This window comes from Kitasatospora sp. NPDC005856 (assembly GCF_040629945.1).
Lineage (GTDB): Bacteria > Actinomycetota > Actinomycetes > Streptomycetales > Streptomycetaceae > Kitasatospora.
In genome coordinates, this window is the sequence record NZ_JBEXWT010000026.1 from 1 (window position 1) to 18301 (window position 18301).

Sequence of the window (18301 nt, forward strand, 5' to 3'; positions counted from 1 at the left end):
GCGGTGCGGGAGCGGATCGCGGGCCGGTTGTCGGTGGCGGCGGTGAACGGTCCGTCGTCGACGGTGGTGTCGGGTGACGCGGACGCGGTGGCGGCACTGGTCGAGGCCTTGGTCGGGGAGGGTGTGCGGGCGCGTCTGATCGAGGTCGATTACGCGTCGCACTCCGCGCATGTGGAGGAGGTCCGCGAGCGGTTGCTCTCCGACCTGGACGGGATCACCCCTCTCGCGGGTTCGGTGCCGTTCTTCTCGACGGTGACGGGCGGCCTGTTGGACACGGAGGTCCTGGGCGCCGAGTACTGGTACCGGAACCTGCGGGAGACGGTGGAGTTCGGGCAGGCCACGGAGGCGTTGCTGGGGGAGGGCTTCCGGTTCTTCGTCGAGTCCAGCCCGCACGCGGTGCTGGGTGTGGCGGTGGGGGAGTCGGTCGATGCCGCGGGTGTGGACGCCGTGGTGCTGGGGACGTTGCGTCGTGGGGAGGGTGGCCCGGCGCAGGTGCTGCGTGCGGTGGGTCGTGCGTGGGAGTGCGGATTGGAGGCGGACTTCTCGGGTGCGTTCCCGGGAGCCCGGCGGGTGGACCTGCCGACGTACGCCTTCCGGCGCAGCCGCTACTGGCCCGAGCCGGCGCCCACCGCGGCGGCCGATGTGGGCGCGGCCGGCCTCGATCCGGCCGACCACCCCGTCCTCGGAGCGGCCATCGAACTGGCCGACACGGGTGAACTGCTGCTCACGGGCCGGATCTCGCTGCTTACCCACCCCTGGCTCGCCGACCATGCGGTGGCCGGTACGGTCCTGCTGCCCGGAGCGGCCTTCGCGGAACTCGCGGTACGCGCCGCGGACGAGGCCGGCTGCCGCACGGTGGAGGAACTGACGCTCCAGTCACCGCTGTTGATACCCGCCGACACCGCCGTCCGCCTGCAGGTTCGGGTCGGCGCCACGGACACGCACGGCAGCCGCTCACTGGACCTGTTCTCCTGCCGCGAGGACGCGGCGACCCCGCACTGGACCGCGCACGCGACCGGCAGGCTCACCGCCGACGCCACGACCCGCGAGCCGTCGTCCTCAGCCGTACCGGACGACGCCGGCTCCTGGCCCCCGCCCGGCGCCGTCCCGATCCCCGTCGACGACCTGTACGAGCGGTTCCGTGCCTCCGGTTACGGCTACGGACCCGCCTTCCGCGGGCTCACCGCTGCCTGGCGCCGGGGTGACGAGATCTTCACCGAGGTACGTCTGCCCGAGGACCAGCACCGGTCCGCCTCCGCCTTCGGCGTGCACCCCGCCCTCCTGGACGCCGCTCTCCAGGGGCTGTTCCTGCGGGCTCGGCCGGACACCGAACCGGGCGCGGACCGGCCGTCCGCCGGACTGCCGTTCTCCTGGAGCGGAGTCGGGCTGCACGCCTCCGGAGCCACCGCGCTCAGGGTACGGCTCGGCTTCCGGCCGGACGGATCGGTGTCGATCGACGCGACCGACTCGAACGGCCTCCCGGTCGCGTCGGTCGAGGCGCTCGCCGTCCGCCCGATCGACCTCGACACCCTCTGCCCGGGCGGCGGCCCGGAATCCCTCTACCGGGTGCAGTGGTCGGCGGTGCCCGCCACCGCACCCGCCGACCCCCTCGGACACTGGGCTGTCCTCGGTGGCCGGGAACTCCTCCCGGACAGCCATCCGGACCTGGCCGCGCTCGGTGCCGCGCTGGACGGGGGAGCGCCGTCGCCCGACGCCGTGCTGGCCTGGTGCGACCACACCCCGGACCTTTCGTCCCCGCCCGACGCCGCGTCCGTGCACACCGCACTGGACGACGCCCTGCGGCTCGTCCAGGACTGGCTGGCCGACCCGCGGTGGGACGACGGCACCCGGCTCGTGCTCGTCACCCGGGGTGCGGTCTCCACGGCAGCCGGCGAGGAGGTCACCGACCTCACCGGCGCCGCGGTCCGCGGCCTCGTCCGCTCCGCCCAGTCCGAGCACCCGGACCGCTTCCTGCTGATCGATACCGACGACCCGGCCGCCGTGCCCGGCCTGCTGCCCCGGGCACTGGCCGGAACGGAACCCCAACTGGCGATACGCGGCGGAGAGCTCCTCGCCGCCCGCCTCACCAGGGCCACCGTCGCCACGGACCCGAACCCGGCCCCGGACACACCGTCCGGTATCGCCGCGGCCGGGGGAACCGTCCTCGTCACCGGGGCCGGCGGCGCGCTCGGCGGCCTGGTGGCACAGCACCTCGTGACCGCGCACGGCGTACAGAACCTGCTGCTCGTCGGCAGGCGCGGCACGGACGCCCCGGGCCTGGCCGACCTCGCCGCCGAACTGCGCGGCCTCGGCGCCCGGGTGGACGTGGAGGCCTGTGACGTCGCCGACCGGGACGCGCTCGCCGCGCTGCTCGCCGGCATCCCCGCCGACCGCCCGCTGAGCGCGGTCGTCCACGCGGCCGGCGTCCTGGACGACGGGACGATCGAGTCGCTGACCCCCGGGCGGATGCGCCACGTCCTGCGGCCCAAGGTCGACGCAGCCCTCAACCTGCACGACCTCACCCGTGACCTCGCGCTGTCGGCCTTCGTCCTGTTCTCCTCCGCGTCCGCCACGGTCGGCAACGCCGGGCAGGGCAACTACGCGGCCGCCAACGCCTTCCTCGACGCGCTCGCCCAGCACCGCCGTGCCCTGAAACTGCCCGCCCAGTCGCTCGCCTGGGGCCTGTGGGCGCGCCGCAGCACCATGACCGGCACGCTCACCGCCGCCGACCTGCGGCGGATGTCCCGGGGAGGCACCGCGGCCATCGGCAGCGAAGAGGGCCTGGCCCTGTTCGACGCGGCGCTCACCCTGGACGAACCCCTGCTCGTCCCGGTCAAGATCGACCTCGGCCGGCTCCGGACGGCAGCCCGGACCGGACCCGTCCCGGCCCTGCTCGCCGCCCTGGTCCCCGGTACCGCACGCCGCCCCGCCTCCGGGGCGGACGCCGCCGAAGCGGACTCGCTGCGCCGCCGGCTGACCGGCCTCACCCCGGAGGAACGCGTCGCCACCCTGCTCGACCTGGTACGGAGCCGGGTCGCCGACATCCTCGGCCACGGCGGACCCGAGGCCGTCGACCCGGACCAGGCGTTCAAGGACCTCGGCTTCGACTCGCTCACCTCCGTCGAACTCCGCAACCGGCTCGGCGCCGCCACCGGCCGCCGGCTGCCCGCCACCCTGGTCTTCGACCACCCCACCCCGGCCGCCGTCGCCGCCCACCTCACCGGGCGCCTGGTACCCGACGGGCCGGGCGACCCCGCCGGCACCGGGAAGGCCGCCGGGGCGCACCTCGCCGACCGGCCGGAGACACCGGACACGCCGGCTCCCGCCGCCGACATCAACGCCATGGCCGTCGACGACCTCGTCCGGATGGCCCTGGGCGGCGAACGTGACTGACCGACAGCCGCAGAAGGAGAAGCCCAACCCCATGCCCACCGACACGGACCAGGTGGTCGCCGCCCTCCGCGCCTCGCTGGTGGACAACCAGCGCCTGCGGCAGGAGAACCGACGGCTCCGCGACGACTCCGCCGAGCCCATCGCCATCGTGGCGATGAGCTGCCGCTACCCCGGCGGCGTCCGCACCCCGGAAGACCTGTGGGAGCTGCTGGTCAAGGAACGCGACGCGGTCTCGCCGTTCCCCACCGACCGCGGCTGGGACGTCGAGGGCGGCTTCGACGCCGACCCCGACGCCCCCGGCACCTTCTACGTCCGGGAAGGCGGCTTCCTCCACGACGCGACCGGCTTCGACCCCGGCTTCTTCGGCATCTCGCCGCGCGAGGCCCTGGCCATGGACCCGCAGCAGCGGCTGCTGCTGGAAGCGTCCTGGGAAGCGGTGGAACGCGCGGGCATCGACCCGGCGACCCTGCGCGGCAGCCGCACCGGCGTCTACACCGGAGTGATCTACAGCGAATACGGGTCCCGGCTCGGCCGGGTGCCCGACGAAGTGGAAGGCTTCCTCGGCACCGGTACCATCCCCAGCGTCGCCTCGGGCCGGATCGCCTACACCCTGGGCCTGGAAGGCCCGGCGGTCACCCTGGACACCGCCTGCTCGTCCTCCCTGGTCGCCGTCCACCTCGCCTGCCAGGGGCTGCGCTCCGGCGACACCACCCTCGCCCTGGCCGGTGGGGTGACCGTGATGTCCACCCCCGGCCTGTACGTCGGATTCAGCCGCCAGCGCGGCCTGGCACCCGACGGACGCAGCAAGTCCTTCTCGTCCGCGGCGGACGGAGCCGGGTTCGGGGAGGGCCTGGGCCTGCTCCTGCTGGAACGGCTCTCGGACGCCCGGCGCGCGGGGCACCCCGTCCTGGCCGTCATCCGCGGCTCGGCCGTCAACCAGGACGGCGCCAGCAACGGGCTGACCGCCCCGAACGGGCCCGCGCAGCAGCGCGTCATCAACGGGGCGCTCGCCCGTGCCGGACTCGACCCGTCCGAGGTCGACATGGTGGAGGCGCACGGCACCGGCACCGTCCTCGGCGACCCCATCGAGGCGCAGGCGCTCATGGCCACGTACGGGCAGGACCGGCCCGCCGGGCGGCCGTTGCGGCTGGGCTCGCTGAAGTCCAACCTGTCCCACACCCAGGCCGCCGCGGGCGTCGGCGGGGTGATCAAGTCGGTGCTCGCGATGTGGCACGGCGTGATGCCGCGCACCCTGCACGTCGACCTTCCCTCGCCCCAGATCGACTGGACCGAGGGAGCCGTCTCCCTGCTCACCGAGGCCGCCCCCTGGCCGGAGACGGGACGTCCGCGCCGGGCCGGGGTGTCCTCCTTCGGCGCCAGCGGCACCAACGCCCACGTCATCCTCGAACAGGCCCCGGCCGACCCGGCAGCTTCCGACGGGCCCGCCACGCCGGAACCCGTGCCCGCCGCCGTCCCCTGGATCCTGTCGGCGCGTACTCCGGATGCGCTGCGCGCCCAGGCGACGGCGCTGTACGAGCGGGTGGTGGCGGAACCGGGCCTGAGCGTGACGGACGTCGGCCATTCGCTGGCGGCGGGGCGTTCGCGGTTCGCGGAGCGCGCGGTGGTGGTGGGGTCGGACCGGGGCGAACTGCTGGCCGGTGTCGCCGCCCTGTCGCGGGGCGTGCGTGCGGCGGGCGTGATGGTCGGCAGCGGGCTGCCCCCGGGCCGTTCGGTGTTGGTGTTCCCGGGTCAGGGTTCGCAGTGGGTGGGGATGGCCGTGGAGCTGCTGGCCGAATCGGAGGTGTTCGCGGGGCGGATGGCCGAGTGCGAGCGGGCGCTGGCGCCTTACGTGGACTGGTCGTTGGCGGAGGCGCTGGGCTCGGAGCGGTTGCTCGCCCGGGTCGACGTGGTGCAGCCGGTGCTGTGGTCGGTGATGGTGTCGCTGGCCGAGGTGTGGCGCTCGTCCGGCATCGTTCCGGACGCGGTGGTGGGCCACTCCCAGGGCGAGATCGCCGCCGCGGTGGTGGCGGGTGGCCTGAGCGTCGACGACGGGGCGCGGGTGGTCGCGCTGCGTTCCCGTGCGGTGGGGGCGTTGGCGGGCCGTGGCGGTATGGCGTCGGTGCCCCTGCCGATGGACGTGGCACGGGAGCGCATCGCCCCGTGGGCGGGCCGGCTCTCGGTGGCGGCGGTGAACGGCCCGTCGTCGGTGGCGGTGTCGGGCGACGCCGACGCGGTCACGGCCCTGGTGGAGGAACTCCTGGAGGAAGGGGTGTGGGCGACTCGCATCGAAACCGACTTCGCGTCGCACTCCTCGCACGTGGAGCGGATCCGCCGGCGCCTGCTCTCCGACCTGGACGGGATCACCCCCCTCGCGGGTGCCGTGCCGTACTACTCCAGCGTGACCGGCGGTCTGCTGGACACGAAGTCCCTGGACGCCGAGTACTGGTACCGCAACCTCCGGCAGACCGTCGAGTTCGAGCGGGCGACCCGCTCGCTCCTCGCGGCCGGGCACCGCGTCTTCATCGAGTCCGGCCCCCAGCCCGCCCTGATGTACGCGATCGAGGACACGGCCGCCGATGCGGGCGCCCCGGAGACGCTGGTGCTCGACACCCTGCGGCGCGGGGCCGGAGGGCTCCGCCGACTCCAGCTCGCGCTCGCCGAGGCACACGTCCGGGGCCTGCGCGTCGACTGGGAGCGACTGTTCGCCGGAACCGGTGCCCGGCGGGTGGACCTGCCCACCTACGCCTTCCAACGACGCCGCTACTGGCTGGACGCCCTGCCGGCCGACCGGGACCAGGCGGCCACCGGCCAGTCCGCCGCGGACCACCCGCTGCTCGGCGCCGCGGTCGACCTGCCCGACGACGCGGGCACCCTCTTCACCGGCCGGCTCTCCTCGGCCACCCACCCCTGGCTCGCCGACCACGCCGTGGCCGGAGCCGTGATCCTGCCCGGCGCGGCCCTCGTGGAGCTGGCCGCGCACGTGGGCCGCCGCCTCGGCTGCGCCCTCGTGGAGGAGCTGACCCTCGCCGCCCCGCTGCTGCTGCCCGACGATCAGGCCGTGCAACTGCGCGTACGGGTGGGCGCCGAGGACGGCACGGGACGGCGCCCGGTGGAGTTCCACTCCCGGCCCGAGGCCGCCCCCGGCTCCGCCGACCGGCCCTGGACCCGGCACGCGACCGGCGCGGTCGGCCCCCGGGACCCCTCGGCCGACCGGGACGACACGACCGGACCGGCCGGCACGTGGCCCCCGCCCGACGCGGTCCCCCTCGACGTGGACGAACTGTACGGGCTGCTCGAAACCCGGGGCGTCGCCTACGGCCCGGCGTTCCGGGGCCTGCGCGCCGCATGGCGCACCGCGGACGCGATCCACGCCGAAGTGGCCCTGCCCGACGGCCTCCCCGACGGCGGAGCGGGCGGCTTCGGCGTGCACCCGGCCCTCCTGGACGCGGCCCTCCAGACGACCGGTCTGCGCGAAGGCGCCGCGACCGCGGAGCCCGCCGACGGCGTCCCCCTGCCGTTCTCCTGGCAGCGCGTCGCGATCGAAACCTCCGACGCGCCGGTCCTGCGCGTCCGGCTGCGCCCCGACGGCCCGGACGCCGTCACCGCGCGGATCACCGATCCCTCGGGGCGCACGGTGGCGACGGTCGGCTCGCTCACCCTGCGCACGGCGTCCACCGCCGCACTGCGGGCGTCCTCCGGCTCCGTCTTCCACGTCGGCTGGACGCCGGTCACGGCCGGGCCCGGCCCGCGCCCTGTCACCCGCTGGGGCCTTCTCGGCCCGCAGGACGAGCGGCTGCTGCCGGCCGCCTTCCCCACCGAACCCCCGTCCGCGACACCCGACGCGATGCTGCTGACCTGCCCCCCGTCCGCCGACACCGTGACCGCGGACGCCCCCGCCCGGGACGCGGACCCCGCGGCGGTGCACGCGGTCGCGTCCGGGGTCCTGGACCGCCTCCAGGCCCACCTGGCCGACGACACCACCGCCCGTACGCCCCTGGTGGTGCTCACCCGGGGCGCGACCGGCCCGCTCGGCGCGCAGCCGCAGCCGGCGGACCTCGGTGCGGCGGCCGTCTGGGGCATGCTCCGAGCCGCTCAGCTCGAACACCCCGACCGGTTCGTGCTGCTGGACACCGAAGGGCCGGACCCGGACGGTCTCGGCGACGCGCTCGCCGAGCTCCTCGCCACGGGCGAACCACAGGCGGCCCTGCGCGGTGGCGTCCTGTACGCGCCCCGACTGATACGGCCGCCGGCCACCACCGCCACGGCCACCACGGCCACGGCCACCGCCGCGACCCGGCCGGCCGGCCCGTTCGGGCCGTCCGAAGGGACGGTACTGGTGAGCGGGGGCGGCGCTCTCGCGGCCGTCCTGGCGCGCCATCTGGTCGCCGCGCACGGGGTACGCCACCTCCTCGTGCTGAGCCGCCGCGGCGCCGACGCCCCCGGCATGCCGGAGCTGACGGCGGAGCTGGCCGAGGCCGGAGCCGAACTGGCCGCCGTCAGCTGTGATGTGTCCGACCGTCAGGAACTGGCCGCCGCCCTGGCGGCCATCCCCGAACGCCATCCGCTGTGCGCCGTGGTCCACACCGCCGGAGTGCTCGACGACGGTCTGCTGGACGGGCTGACGGGGGAGCGGATGACCGCCGTCCTGCGGCCCAAGTTCGACGCCGCCCGGCACCTCGACCAGCTGACGCGCGGAGCGGACCTGTCCGCGTTCGTCGTCTTCTCCTCCGCCGCGGGCGTGCTGGGCAGCCCCGGCCAGGCGTCCTACTCGGCCGCCAACGCCGCGCTCGACGCCCTCATCGCGGAACGCCGACGGCTCGGGCTCCCCGGCCTGTCCCTGGCATGGGGCCCCTGGGAACGGGTGAGCGGGATGACGGCGGAGCTCGGCGGCGCCGAACGGCGGCGCATCGACCGGCGCGGCGCCCGCGGCCTCTCCGACGCGGAGGCCATGGCCCTGCTGGACACGGTGTGCGCCGCGGACGCCGCCCCGCCGGGAGACGGGAGCCCCGTCGTCCTGGCCCACCTCGACCTCACCGTGCGCGGCGACGGCGCGGTGCACCCGATGCTGCGCTCCCTGGTCCGGCGCAGCCCGACCGCGACGACCGGAGCGAAGGGGACGCCGACCGCCGCCGCAGCGCTGCGGCAACGGCTCGACGCCGCCGCCGACGTGCAGGAGCGCGGGCTGGTCCTGCTGGACATCGTCCTCGCCCAGGCCGCCGAAGTCCTCGGCCACACCGACTCCGGGGCGCTGTCCGCGACCGTGCCCTTCCTCTCCGTCGGATTCGACTCGTTGACCGCGGTCGAGCTCCGCAACCGGCTGGCCGCCGCCACCGGACTGCGGTTGCGGCCCTCCGCCGTCTTCGACAGCGGCACCCCCGCCGCGCTCGCGGCGCGCCTCGCCGCCGAGGTCCGGGGGGAAGACACCCCCCGGCCCCGAACGGCACCCGCAACCGGAACCGCCGCAACCGGAACCGACACCGCCGACACCGACCCGGTGAGCGTGCTGTTCCGCCGGGCGTGCGCACTCGGCCGGATCGACGAGGGCATCGCCCTGCTCAAGCACGCCTCCGCCCTGCGCCCGGCCTTCCCCAGCGGCAGCGACCTCGCGGCCGCCGGCACCGGCCCGCGGCTGCTGCGCCTGAACGAGCGCGCCGACGCCCCCGTACTCGTCTGCTTCGGCTCCGTCGTCGCCCTCGGCGGTGCCCACCAGTACGCCCGCTTCGCCGCCCGCTTCCGGGACCGCTACGCCGTCGCCGCCCTGGACGCCCCCGGATTCACCCCCGAGGAGGAACTGCCCGCCGACATGTCGGCCCTGCTGGACTTCCAGGCGACGACACTGCTCCGGGAACTGCCCGGGAGGACGCTCGTCCTGGCCGGCTCCTCCTCCGGCGGCACGCTCGCCCACGGAGTGGCCGCCGCGCTGGAGCAGCGCGGCGAGGGCCCGGCGGCCGTGGTGCTGCTGGACACCTACCTCTCCGACAACGAAGGCATCACCCAGTTCAACGACGTCCTGCTGGGCGGCATGTTCGACCGCGAGGACCGGGCGGCCCCGATGGACGGGACCAGGCTGACCGCGATGGGCGGCTACTTCCGTCTGCTCGACGACTGGAAACCCCCGGCGGTCCGCGCCCCGCTGCTGCTGGTCCGCGCCTCCACCCCGCTCGGCCGCCCGTCCGCCGAAGCCGGTGACTGGCGCTCGTCCTGGGCCGGTGCCGACACCGTCGTCGACGTTCCCGGAGACCACTTCTCGATCATGGAACAGCATGTCGCGACCACCGGCGACGCCGTCGCCGACTGGCTCGGCACCATCCTCCGCACCCCCGAAGACCTGTGAAACCGAAGGAGAGCCCGTTGACCACAGCCCCGTACGACGATTCCCCCCCGCGACACGCCCTCACCGTGCTGGGAGCCGGGGTGATGGGCGTCGGCATCACCGTCCTCGCCCTCGGACACGGCCTGCCGGTCCACCTGGTCGACATCGACCGGGAACGGCTCGACCGGGCCATGGACCTGATCGACGGCGACCTCCGGCTGGCCGAGCTGATGGGCGCACTGCCCGCCGGGACGCCCCGCGGCGCCCTGGCCACCGGCACCTCGCTCAAGGCCGTCGTCGGAGCCACCGCCGTCGTCGAGGCGGTCACCGAGAACGCCGCGATCAAGGCCGCCGTCCTGTCCGAGGTCTCCGGACTGGTCCGGCCCGGAACCCTGCTGATCACCAACACCTCCTCGATCCCCGTCGACGAACTGGCCGGTGCCGTGGAGCGGCCGGAGGATCTGGTCGGCACCCACTTCATGAACCCGCCCTACCTGATCGGCACCGCCGAAGTGGTCCGCGGCGCCAAGACCGGGGACCCGGCGATGGCCGCCGTGGCGGCCCTGCTCACGGCGCTGCGGCGGCGGGCGGTGGTCGTCCGGGACGCACCCGGCTTCGTGACCAGCCGCATCCTGCACCCGATGATCAACGACGCGGCCCGGGTCGTGGAGGAGGGCACGGCGACCGCGGAGGACGTCGACGCCCTGATGCAGGGCTGCCTGGGACACCCCACCGGCCCGCTGCGCACCGCGGACCTGATCGGCATCGACAACCTCGTCGACTCCCTCACCGTGCTCCACGAACGCACCGGCGACGACGGCTGCCGCCCCGCCGAACTGCTGCTCCGGCTGGTCCGCGAGGGCCGGCTGGGCCGCAAGTCCGGGCGCGGCTTCTACGACTACACCTGATCACCCCGACAAGGAGACGGCCATGACCACAGCGAACACGCCCGACATCCACGACCTGGAGAAGGAACTGCTGGGATTCCTGGAGGAACGCACCGGAACCGCCTGGGACGCCGACACCGACCTGTTCGGCGCCGGCGGCCTGTCGTCCCTGTTCGCCATGCAGGTGGTGGTGCACCTGGAGAAGACCTACGCCATCGCCGTCCGCGGCGCGGACCTGCGGCTGGACAACTTCCGCACCGTACGGCGGATGGCGGAGCTGGTGGACCGGCTCCGGGTGCCCGCCGCCGGGGGCCGGAATGGGTGAGGACCTGAACAGCGCCATGACCTCCGTCACGCTGCGGGTCGGCGACCAGGCGGGGGAGTGGGACCGGACCGGTCTCATCCCGCTGGACCTGCTCCGCGAACTGGGCGCCGAGGGCCGCCTGTGCGCCCAGGTCCCGGAGCAGTACGGCGGCTGGGGGCTCAGCAGCATGCGCAGCGGCGAGTACACCGCCCACGTGGGCGGCCTCTGCAGCTCGCTGCGCAGCGTGATGACCTCCCAGGGCATGGCGGCATGGACCATCCAGCGCCTCGGCACCGCCGAGCAGTCGGCCGCCCACCTCCCCCGGCTGACCGGCGGCGCACTGGCGGCGGTCGGCTTCAGCGAGCCCGGCGCCGGCAGTGACCTCGCGGCGATGACGACGACCGTCCGCCGCGACGGCGACGCGGTCGTCGTCGACGGACACAAGAAGTGGGTGACCGCCGCCCACTACGCCGACCTGGTGGTCGTCGTCGGCCGCTACGAGGACGGCGCGGTGGCCGTCGTGGTGCCCACCGACACGCCGGGCGTCCGGATCGAGCGGATCGCCGACCCGCTCGGCTGCCGCGCGGCCGGACACGCGGACGTGCACCTCGACGGGGTGCGGCTGCCGGCCGACAGCGTCCTGGGCGGTCACGGACTGCCGCCCGCCCTGCTGGTGACGACCGCGCTGGCCTACGGGCGGATGTCCGTCGCCTGGGGGTGCGTGGGCATCCTGCGGGCCTGTCTGGCGGCGGCCACCGCGCACGCCTCAGGGCGGGAGCAGTTCGGCAGGCCGCTCGCAGAGCACCAGCTCGTCGCCGGGCACCTCGCCGACCTCTACACGGCCGAGCAGGTGGCCGCGCGGGTCTGCGAGCACGCCAGCCGCTGCTGGGACGAAGGGTCGCCGGACCAGGTGGTGGCGACCGTACTGGCCAAGCACGTCAGCGCGACGCAGGCCGCCCGGGGCGCGGCGACGGCCGTCCAGGTACTGGCCTCGGCCGGGTCCCGGGACGGGCACGCGGTGGCCCGGGCGTACCGGGACGCCAAGTTGATGGAGATCATCGAGGGCAGCAACGAGCTGTGCCGGCTGATGCTGGCACAGCACGCCCTCTCCGCTCCGGGGGCACGGTGAGCGGGCCCACGGCCGACGACACGAGGAAGGACGGCATGGCCGAGATCGTCAAGTGCCTGGTCTGGGACCTGGACGACACCCTCTGGCAGGGCACCCTGCTGGAGGACGGCGAGGTGCACCTGCCGGACGAGGTGCGCAAGGTGGTGATCGAGCTCGACTCCCGCGGCATCCTCCAGTCCGTCGCCAGCCGTAACGACCACGAGCACGCCTGGGCCCGGCTGGAGGCGTTCGGCGTGGCCGAGTACTTCGTCCTGCCGGAGATCGGGTGGGGCGCCAAGTCCGAGTCGGTGCGCCGGATCGCCGACCGGCTGAACTTCGCGCTCACGACCATCGCCTTCGTCGACGACCGGCCCGCCGAACGCTCCGAAGTGGCCTTCCACCTGCCCGACGTACGGTGCTACCCGGCCGAGCAGGTCCTCGCACTCCCCGAACTCGCCGAGTTCACCCCTGCGGCCAGCACCGTCGACTCCCGGCGCCGCCGCCAGATGTACCAGGCGGGCTTCCGCCGCGAGGCCGAGCGGGCGGCCGCCCCCGGCCCCGACGAGGAGTTCCTGCGCTCCCTGGACCTGCGGATGCGCATCGGCCGGGCCACCGGCGAGGAGCTGTCCCGGGTCGAGGAACTCACCCTGCGCACCAGCCAGATGAACGCGACCGGGGTCCACTACCCGGACGCGGTGCTGCGCGGCCTGATCACCGACCCCCGGCACGAGGTCCTGGTGGTCACCCTCACCGACCGGTTCGGCCCGCACGGCGCGGTCGGCGTCCTGCTGCTCGAACGGCACCCGGGCCTGTGGCACCTCAAGCTGCTCGCCACCTCCTGCCGGGTCGTCGCCTACGGCGCCGGCGCGACCCTGCTGAACTGGCTGGCCGACGCCGCCGCCCGGTCCGGAGTCCACCTGGTCGCGGACTTCCGGGCGACCGAACGCAACCGGATGATGGAGATCGCCTACCGGTTCGCGGGCTTCGAGGGACTGGACGAAGCCCCGTGCCCGTGTGCCGCCGTCCTCGCGCCGGCTCCGGAGGACACCGGACTCCAGCGCCTCCACCTGGTCCCCGGCCCGCGCGTGGTGTCCACCGTCATCAGCGTGGACGCACCCGACCTGAACGTGCCGGAAGGGGGCCCGGGAACGTCGTGACCGCGGCGGCGGCGGCCGGCGCTCCCGGGCTCCGGCCCGCCGCCCTCAGCGCTTGCGGACGAGTGTGATCCCGTCGGCCATCACCAGCAGCGACAGCTCCACCCGAGGGTCCTTGTGCAGCAGCTGGTTCAGAGCCCGGACCCCGGCGGTCTCCGGGTCCACGGCGGCCGGATCGGCGACCCGGCCGAAGAAGAGGGTGTTGTCGACCACGATCAGACCGCCGGCGCGCAGCAGCGTCAGCGAAGTCTCGTAGTAGCGGACGTAGTTGCTCTTGTCCGCGTCGATGAACACCAGGTCGAAGCTCTCCGGCCCGCGCTCCGCCAGCAGCGCGTCCAGGGTCTCGGCGGCATCGCCGATCCGCAGGTCGATCCGCGAGTCGACCCCGTCCCGCTTCCAGAAGTCGGCGCCGATGGCCGGCCACCGGTCGTCGATGTCGCAGGACACCAGCACTCCGTCGGCCGGGAGCGCGCGGGCCATGCACAGGGTGCTGTAGCCGGTGAAGGTGCCGATCTCCAGCACCGCCCGAGCTCCCGTCAACCCGACGAGCAGGGAGAGCAGTTGGCCCTCCTCCGCCATCACCTGCATGGCGGTCCCGCCCGGCAGGTCCGCGGTGGCCTCCCGCAGCTCCCTGAGTAGATCGTCGTCACGGAGGGAGACCTCTCGGACGTAGGCGAGCAGGTCGTGGGTGGCTTCTGTCTGGTGGGCCATGGCGCGGGGGTCCTCTCGAAGGAGATCGGGTCGAAGGAGATCGGGTCGAAGGAGATCGGGTCGAAGGAGATCGGGTCGAAGGAGATCGGGGGAAGGGGAACCGGGCCGCCGGGTGTCCGTCGCCGGGCCGCCGGGACGGTCACCCGGCGCGCATGTACGGGTGATCGTGCTGCCGTACGGCGACCGCCTGCGCCCGCTCGCGGGCGTACGCCCGCAGCAGCGCGTCCAGCCGGTAGCGGCCCCCCGCCGGCTCACCCAGCAGATTCGCCTCGACCAGGGCGTCCAAGGCCTCCTCGGCCTGCGCCTCGGAGCAGCCGAACATCACCGCGACCCTACTGCTGGAGACCGAACGCGATCCGGCGGCCCCCAGCGCGGTGAACACCTCGGCGGGGTCGACCCCGGCCGGAGCCGTCCGCCGGAGCCCGGCGTGGTCGGCGTCGAGGCAGGGCCGGACACCGAGGTCGCCCGCGCACAGTTCGTCCAGCAGCCGCGGGGCGTCCGTGAGCCGCCGGGCGAAGTGCCCGATGGTCCAGTGCGGGCGCTCCAGCAGCCGGGTCCCCGCGATCCGGATCGCCAGCGGCAGGCCCGCACAGACCGTCAGCACCGAACGGGCCGCCCGCGGTTCGGCACCGACCCTGGCCGGGCCGACGATGCTGCCCAGCAGCTCCAGCGACCCGGCCTCGTCCAGCGGGCCGAGTACAAGCGGGGACGCCCCCTCCAGATCGGCCAGCCGCCGTCGGCTGGTCACCAGCAGCCTGCTGCCCCCGCTACCCGGTATCAGCGGCCGCACCTGCGCGGTGCTGGAGGCGTTGTCGAGCACCACCAGCAGACGGCGGCCCGCGGTGAGCGAGCGGTAGAGGCTCTCCCGCTCCGACTCCTCCTCGGGTATCTCGTCCCGGGGCACACCGAGGTCCGCCAGGAACCGCGGCAGCACCGCCCGGGCGGTCAGCGGCCGCGCGGCTCCGCCGAGGTCCGCGTAGAGCTGGCCGTGCACCGAGGAACCGCGCACGGCGTGCGCCGCTTGCAGGGCCAGCGCGCTCTTGCCGACACCGCCCCGGCCGGTCACCACGGCCGTCGCCACCATGCCCGCGGGCATCGTGCCGGTCGTGAGGAAGTGCTGCAGCCGCGCCAGTGCGCCGGAGCGGGCCGACAACGGCAGCGGCACCGAGGGCAGCTGCGCCGGGCTCGGCCAGCAGGATCTTTCCCAGGCGGCGGCCGGCGCCGGCGCGATGACCGCGGCCGGGGCCTTCGCGGGCCGCTCCAGCGGGTCGGGCGTGCGGGGCCGGTCATGGGCCGAGAGGATGTGCCGGTGGACCTCGCGCAGATCGGTGCTCGGCTCGGCGCCGAGCTGTTCGACGAGCAGCGCCCGGGTGCGCTGGTAGAGGTCCAGGGCCTCCGACTGCCGTCCCGAGCGGCCCAGCGCCAGCATCAGCTTGCCCACCAGGGCCTCGCGTAAGGGGTGCTTCCGCACCAGCCGTACCAGCTCCGGCACGACCTCGGCGTGCCGCAGCAGTGCCAGCTCCGCGTCGAACCGCATCTCCATGGTCTGCAGGCGAAGCTCCTGGAGGTAGCGGCCCTCCACGTCGCGCAGCGTCTGCGACGGGATGTCCGCCAGCGGCTCCTCGCGCCACAGGGCGAGCGCCTCGGCCAGCTCGGCGGAGGAACCTTCCAGGTCTCCGCGCTCGGCCAGCTCCGCCGCGCGCCGGCGATGGGCCGTGAACTGCCCGAGATCGCTCTCGTGCTCGCCGAGTTCGAGGAGGTAGCCGGGCGCCCGGGTGAGGATCCGGGCGGAGGCGTGCTCGCCCAGCGACTGCCGCAGGCGCATCACATAGGTGCGGACGGTCGCGGCGGCACTCGGCGGCGGGGCGCCGTCCCAGAGGTACTCGGCGATCCGGTCGACCGAGATGACCCGGTTGGCGTTGAGGAGGAGGGCTGTCATGACCACGCGTTGCCTCGGCGCCGACACGTGCACCTCACGTGCGTTCAACCGGACGGAAAGCGGGCCCAGCAACAGGAAGTTCAAGGGGGAGTCCTCTTCATCACACGACCGGAGGGCAAGACTCCCTCCAGCGTCTTGGGTGACCATGAGCGGGTCAACGCGGTCCTGTCGTATCTAGAGGTATTCCTAGATCACAGGTCCTGCGCGCATGCCGGGTTTACGCTGCGCGGCACCGTCACGGTGGACAGGGCCAGGCCGCCCACCACGGCCCACCGGCCGCAGGAACTCGTCGCTGCACACCACGCCGGAACAGCCCCTCGACGATCGCCCTGTTCTCCGGGTGGGCGACATGGAGGGCGCTGACGGCGTACGACCTTGCCATGAGGTGCCCTCGCCTCCTCGCCCGGATCAGCGGTGCGCGGTCCGGCCGGACCGTTGCTGCCGAGCCGGAGCCAAGTAAATCCCACAGGATTGCTCCGCACTGCAACGTTCTTACCACTCGCCGAAGAAACGGCCGGTTTTGAACCCGGACATGAGTGCCGGATGCGCTCCGATGCGTACTTGCTGACATTCCCGGAGGCATGGCAGGCTGTCATATGCGGCGCCCGTGACCCGCCGATCGTCGCCGATCAGGGATCCCCGTATTAGGACGTACCAGCCGGCCCACCGGTGCGGCGGGTGTCCGACGTGATCACCACACCCCGCCCGCCGGCACCGCGCGGATTTCGCGAAAGGAATGAAAGGCCGACATGACCTCCCTCTCTTTGGACAGCGACGTGTGGTGCCGTCGCTTCCATCCCTCGCCGACGGCCACGCGCCGACTGGTCTGCTTTCCGCACGCCGGCGGCTCGGCGAGTTTCTACTTCCCGGTATCCGCCGCACTGCGCGGTCCGGTGGACGTCCTGTCCGTGCAGTACCCCGGCAGGCAGGACCGCCGGGAGGAACCCGGTGTCCAGGACCTGCACCGGTTGGCCGACGAAGTGTCCGAAGCGCTGCGCCGCTGGGACGACCTCCCCCTGACCTTCTTCGGGCACAGCATGGGCGCGCTCGTCGCCTTCGAGGTGGCCCGGCGGATCGAGCGCGCGGGCGGTCGGATCGACCACCTCTTCGTCTCCGGCCGCAAGGGGCCGTCCGCAGACCGGCCCGGGCCCTCCCACCCACTCGACGACGCGGGCATCGTGGCCGAGGTCAGGGCCATGAGCGGCACCGAAGCCCGGCTCCTGGAGGACGAGGAACTGCTGGGGATGGTGATGCCCGTGCTGCGCGGCGACTACCGGGCCCTGGGGGCCTACCGGACCGACCGTGACGCCGTGGTCACCTGCCCGGTCACCGCCGTGGTGGGGGACCAGGACGCCTGGACACCGGTCCCCGAGGCCGGGCACTGGCGCGACCGCACGACGGCCGCGTTCGACCTCAAGGTCTTCCCCGGCGGGCACTTCTACCTCAGCAGCCGGGCGGACGAGGTGACCGGCATGCTCCGCGACCACCTCGCCGGTACGCCGCGCGCCTGAGACCGCCGACGACAGGGAAGGGGGACCGAGGAGTGACACGGTCAGCGACATCTGAGGAGATCAAGCCCGCGCAGCGGCCGCCGCGGTCCGGGCCCGCCGGCGACGCCCGTCCGGTAGTCGGGGGCCCTGCCGGTGGCGCGGGCGTCCGTCGGCTGACCGCCGTGGACGCCCGCATCCTGGAAGGCGTCGCGGTCGGCACCCCGACCGTCCGGCTGGCGGCATCGCTCTATCTGAGCCCGCAGGGCATCGAGTACCGCATCGGGCTGATGATGCGCCATTTCCAGGCCGCGAACCGGCCGGCTCTGGTCTCCCGGGCGCACTCCCTCGGTGTGCTGAGCGTCGGAGCATGGCCACCCCGCGTCCTCCCGGAATTCCTCGAGTCCCAGCAGAGCGCGGCGCGCACCGCTCCCTGACCGCCCCCGTGAATTCCCTCCCGGAGGACGGGCCGAAAAAATCCTTTCCGAAAGCAGAAAATTCACTCCGCCGGCATGCTGTCGGATATTTTCCCAGACCCGGATATCGTATCGATATCGCGCCACGAGACGGGTTTCCGGGTGTCCGGTCGAACGCCGGATTCTGCGGCATTCTGGTGTCAGGCCCACTTCTGCTGCACTACGCCCGGGCCGTGCTGGCACCCCTCCATTCGCTCCGATTCACAGGAGCCGTCATGAGTCCGGGGTACCTGTTCGGCGGAGGCGTCGGGACCGAGCCGCACGTCGAGATGCAGCCGGTTCTTGGCGGCCTTGCCCTCGGGAACGCGCTGGACGTACAACCGCGGCCCCACGCCTGACGGATCGACGCAGGCGAACCACGCGTCCCGCCGCTCGGCCGGCCGCGCGCTCCTGGAGTCCTCCCACGCGGCGAACCCCTCCGGTGGCGGCGGCACGACGTACCCCAACGCCTCGCACCAGAAACGGGCGAGGCGCTCGGGTTCCGCACAGTCGAAGGTGACCTGGAATTGCCTGGTCGATGACATCGGCC

General features: G+C 73.9%; 10 protein-coding genes and 1 pseudogene. 8 read left to right on the forward strand and 3 right to left on the reverse strand.

The features are described from left to right. Positions 1–3 precede the first annotated feature (3 nt). From ABZ449_RS17775 to ABZ449_RS17800, 6 genes and pseudogenes are all read left to right on the forward strand, one after another. Positions 4–3393, forward strand: a pseudogene (locus ABZ449_RS17775) (SDR family NAD(P)-dependent oxidoreductase); the annotation flags it as partial. 31 nt (positions 3394–3424) lie between these two features. Further along, entirely contained in the window at positions 3425–9727 is a 6303-nt protein-coding gene (locus tag ABZ449_RS17780) for a type I polyketide synthase (protein ID WP_360346563.1), read from the forward strand. Between the two features lie 17 nt (positions 9728–9744). Continuing rightward, positions 9745–10614, forward strand: a complete 870-nt coding sequence (locus tag ABZ449_RS17785; protein ID WP_360346565.1) for a 3-hydroxyacyl-CoA dehydrogenase family protein — start codon at positions 9745–9747, stop codon at positions 10612–10614. 22 nt (positions 10615–10636) lie between these two features. Further along, positions 10637–10918, forward strand: coding sequence for a phosphopantetheine-binding protein (locus ABZ449_RS17790; RefSeq protein WP_360346567.1), 282 nt, complete (start codon positions 10637–10639; stop codon positions 10916–10918). Next, positions 10911–12026, forward strand: a complete 1116-nt coding sequence (locus tag ABZ449_RS17795; protein ID WP_360346569.1) for an acyl-CoA dehydrogenase family protein — start codon at positions 10911–10913, stop codon at positions 12024–12026. The genes ABZ449_RS17790 and ABZ449_RS17795 overlap by 8 nt, the downstream gene beginning before the upstream one ends. Positions 12027–12061: 35 nt before the next feature. Continuing rightward, the gene (locus tag ABZ449_RS17800) at positions 12062–13162 is read left to right on the forward strand and encodes an HAD-IIIC family phosphatase (protein WP_360346571.1); all 1101 of its coding nucleotides are present in this window, start codon (positions 12062–12064) and stop codon (positions 13160–13162) included. A gap of 45 nt (positions 13163–13207) precedes the next feature. Here ABZ449_RS17800 and ABZ449_RS17805 read toward each other — a convergent pair whose 3' ends face one another. Together ABZ449_RS17805 and ABZ449_RS17810 are read right to left on the reverse strand one after the other, a co-directional pair. Further along, complete coding sequence (locus ABZ449_RS17805) at positions 13208–13870, reverse strand: class I SAM-dependent methyltransferase (protein ID WP_360346573.1); 663 nt, start codon at positions 13868–13870, stop codon at positions 13208–13210. 139 nt (positions 13871–14009) lie between these two features. Further along, positions 14010–15842: a BTAD domain-containing putative transcriptional regulator gene (locus ABZ449_RS17810; RefSeq protein WP_360346727.1), complete on the reverse strand. Its 1833-nt coding sequence runs from the start codon at positions 15840–15842 to the stop codon at positions 14010–14012. 716 nt (positions 15843–16558) lie between these two features. Between ABZ449_RS17810 and ABZ449_RS17815 the strand changes: the two genes are divergently transcribed. Together ABZ449_RS17815 and ABZ449_RS17820 are read left to right on the forward strand one after the other, a co-directional pair. Then, entirely contained in the window at positions 16559–17320 is a 762-nt protein-coding gene (locus tag ABZ449_RS17815; RefSeq protein WP_360346575.1) for an alpha/beta fold hydrolase, read from the forward strand. A 161-nt stretch (positions 17321–17481) separates the two neighbouring features. Beyond that, positions 17482–17733 (forward strand): hypothetical protein, encoded by a 252-nt coding sequence (locus ABZ449_RS17820; RefSeq protein WP_360346577.1) that lies wholly within the window; start codon positions 17482–17484, stop codon positions 17731–17733. A 179-nt stretch (positions 17734–17912) separates the two neighbouring features. On the opposite strand, the gene ABZ449_RS17825 is transcribed toward ABZ449_RS17820, so the two are convergent. Then, positions 17913–18296, reverse strand: a complete 384-nt coding sequence (locus ABZ449_RS17825; RefSeq protein ID WP_360346579.1) for a VOC family protein — start codon at positions 18294–18296, stop codon at positions 17913–17915. Positions 18297–18301 lie beyond the last annotated feature (5 nt).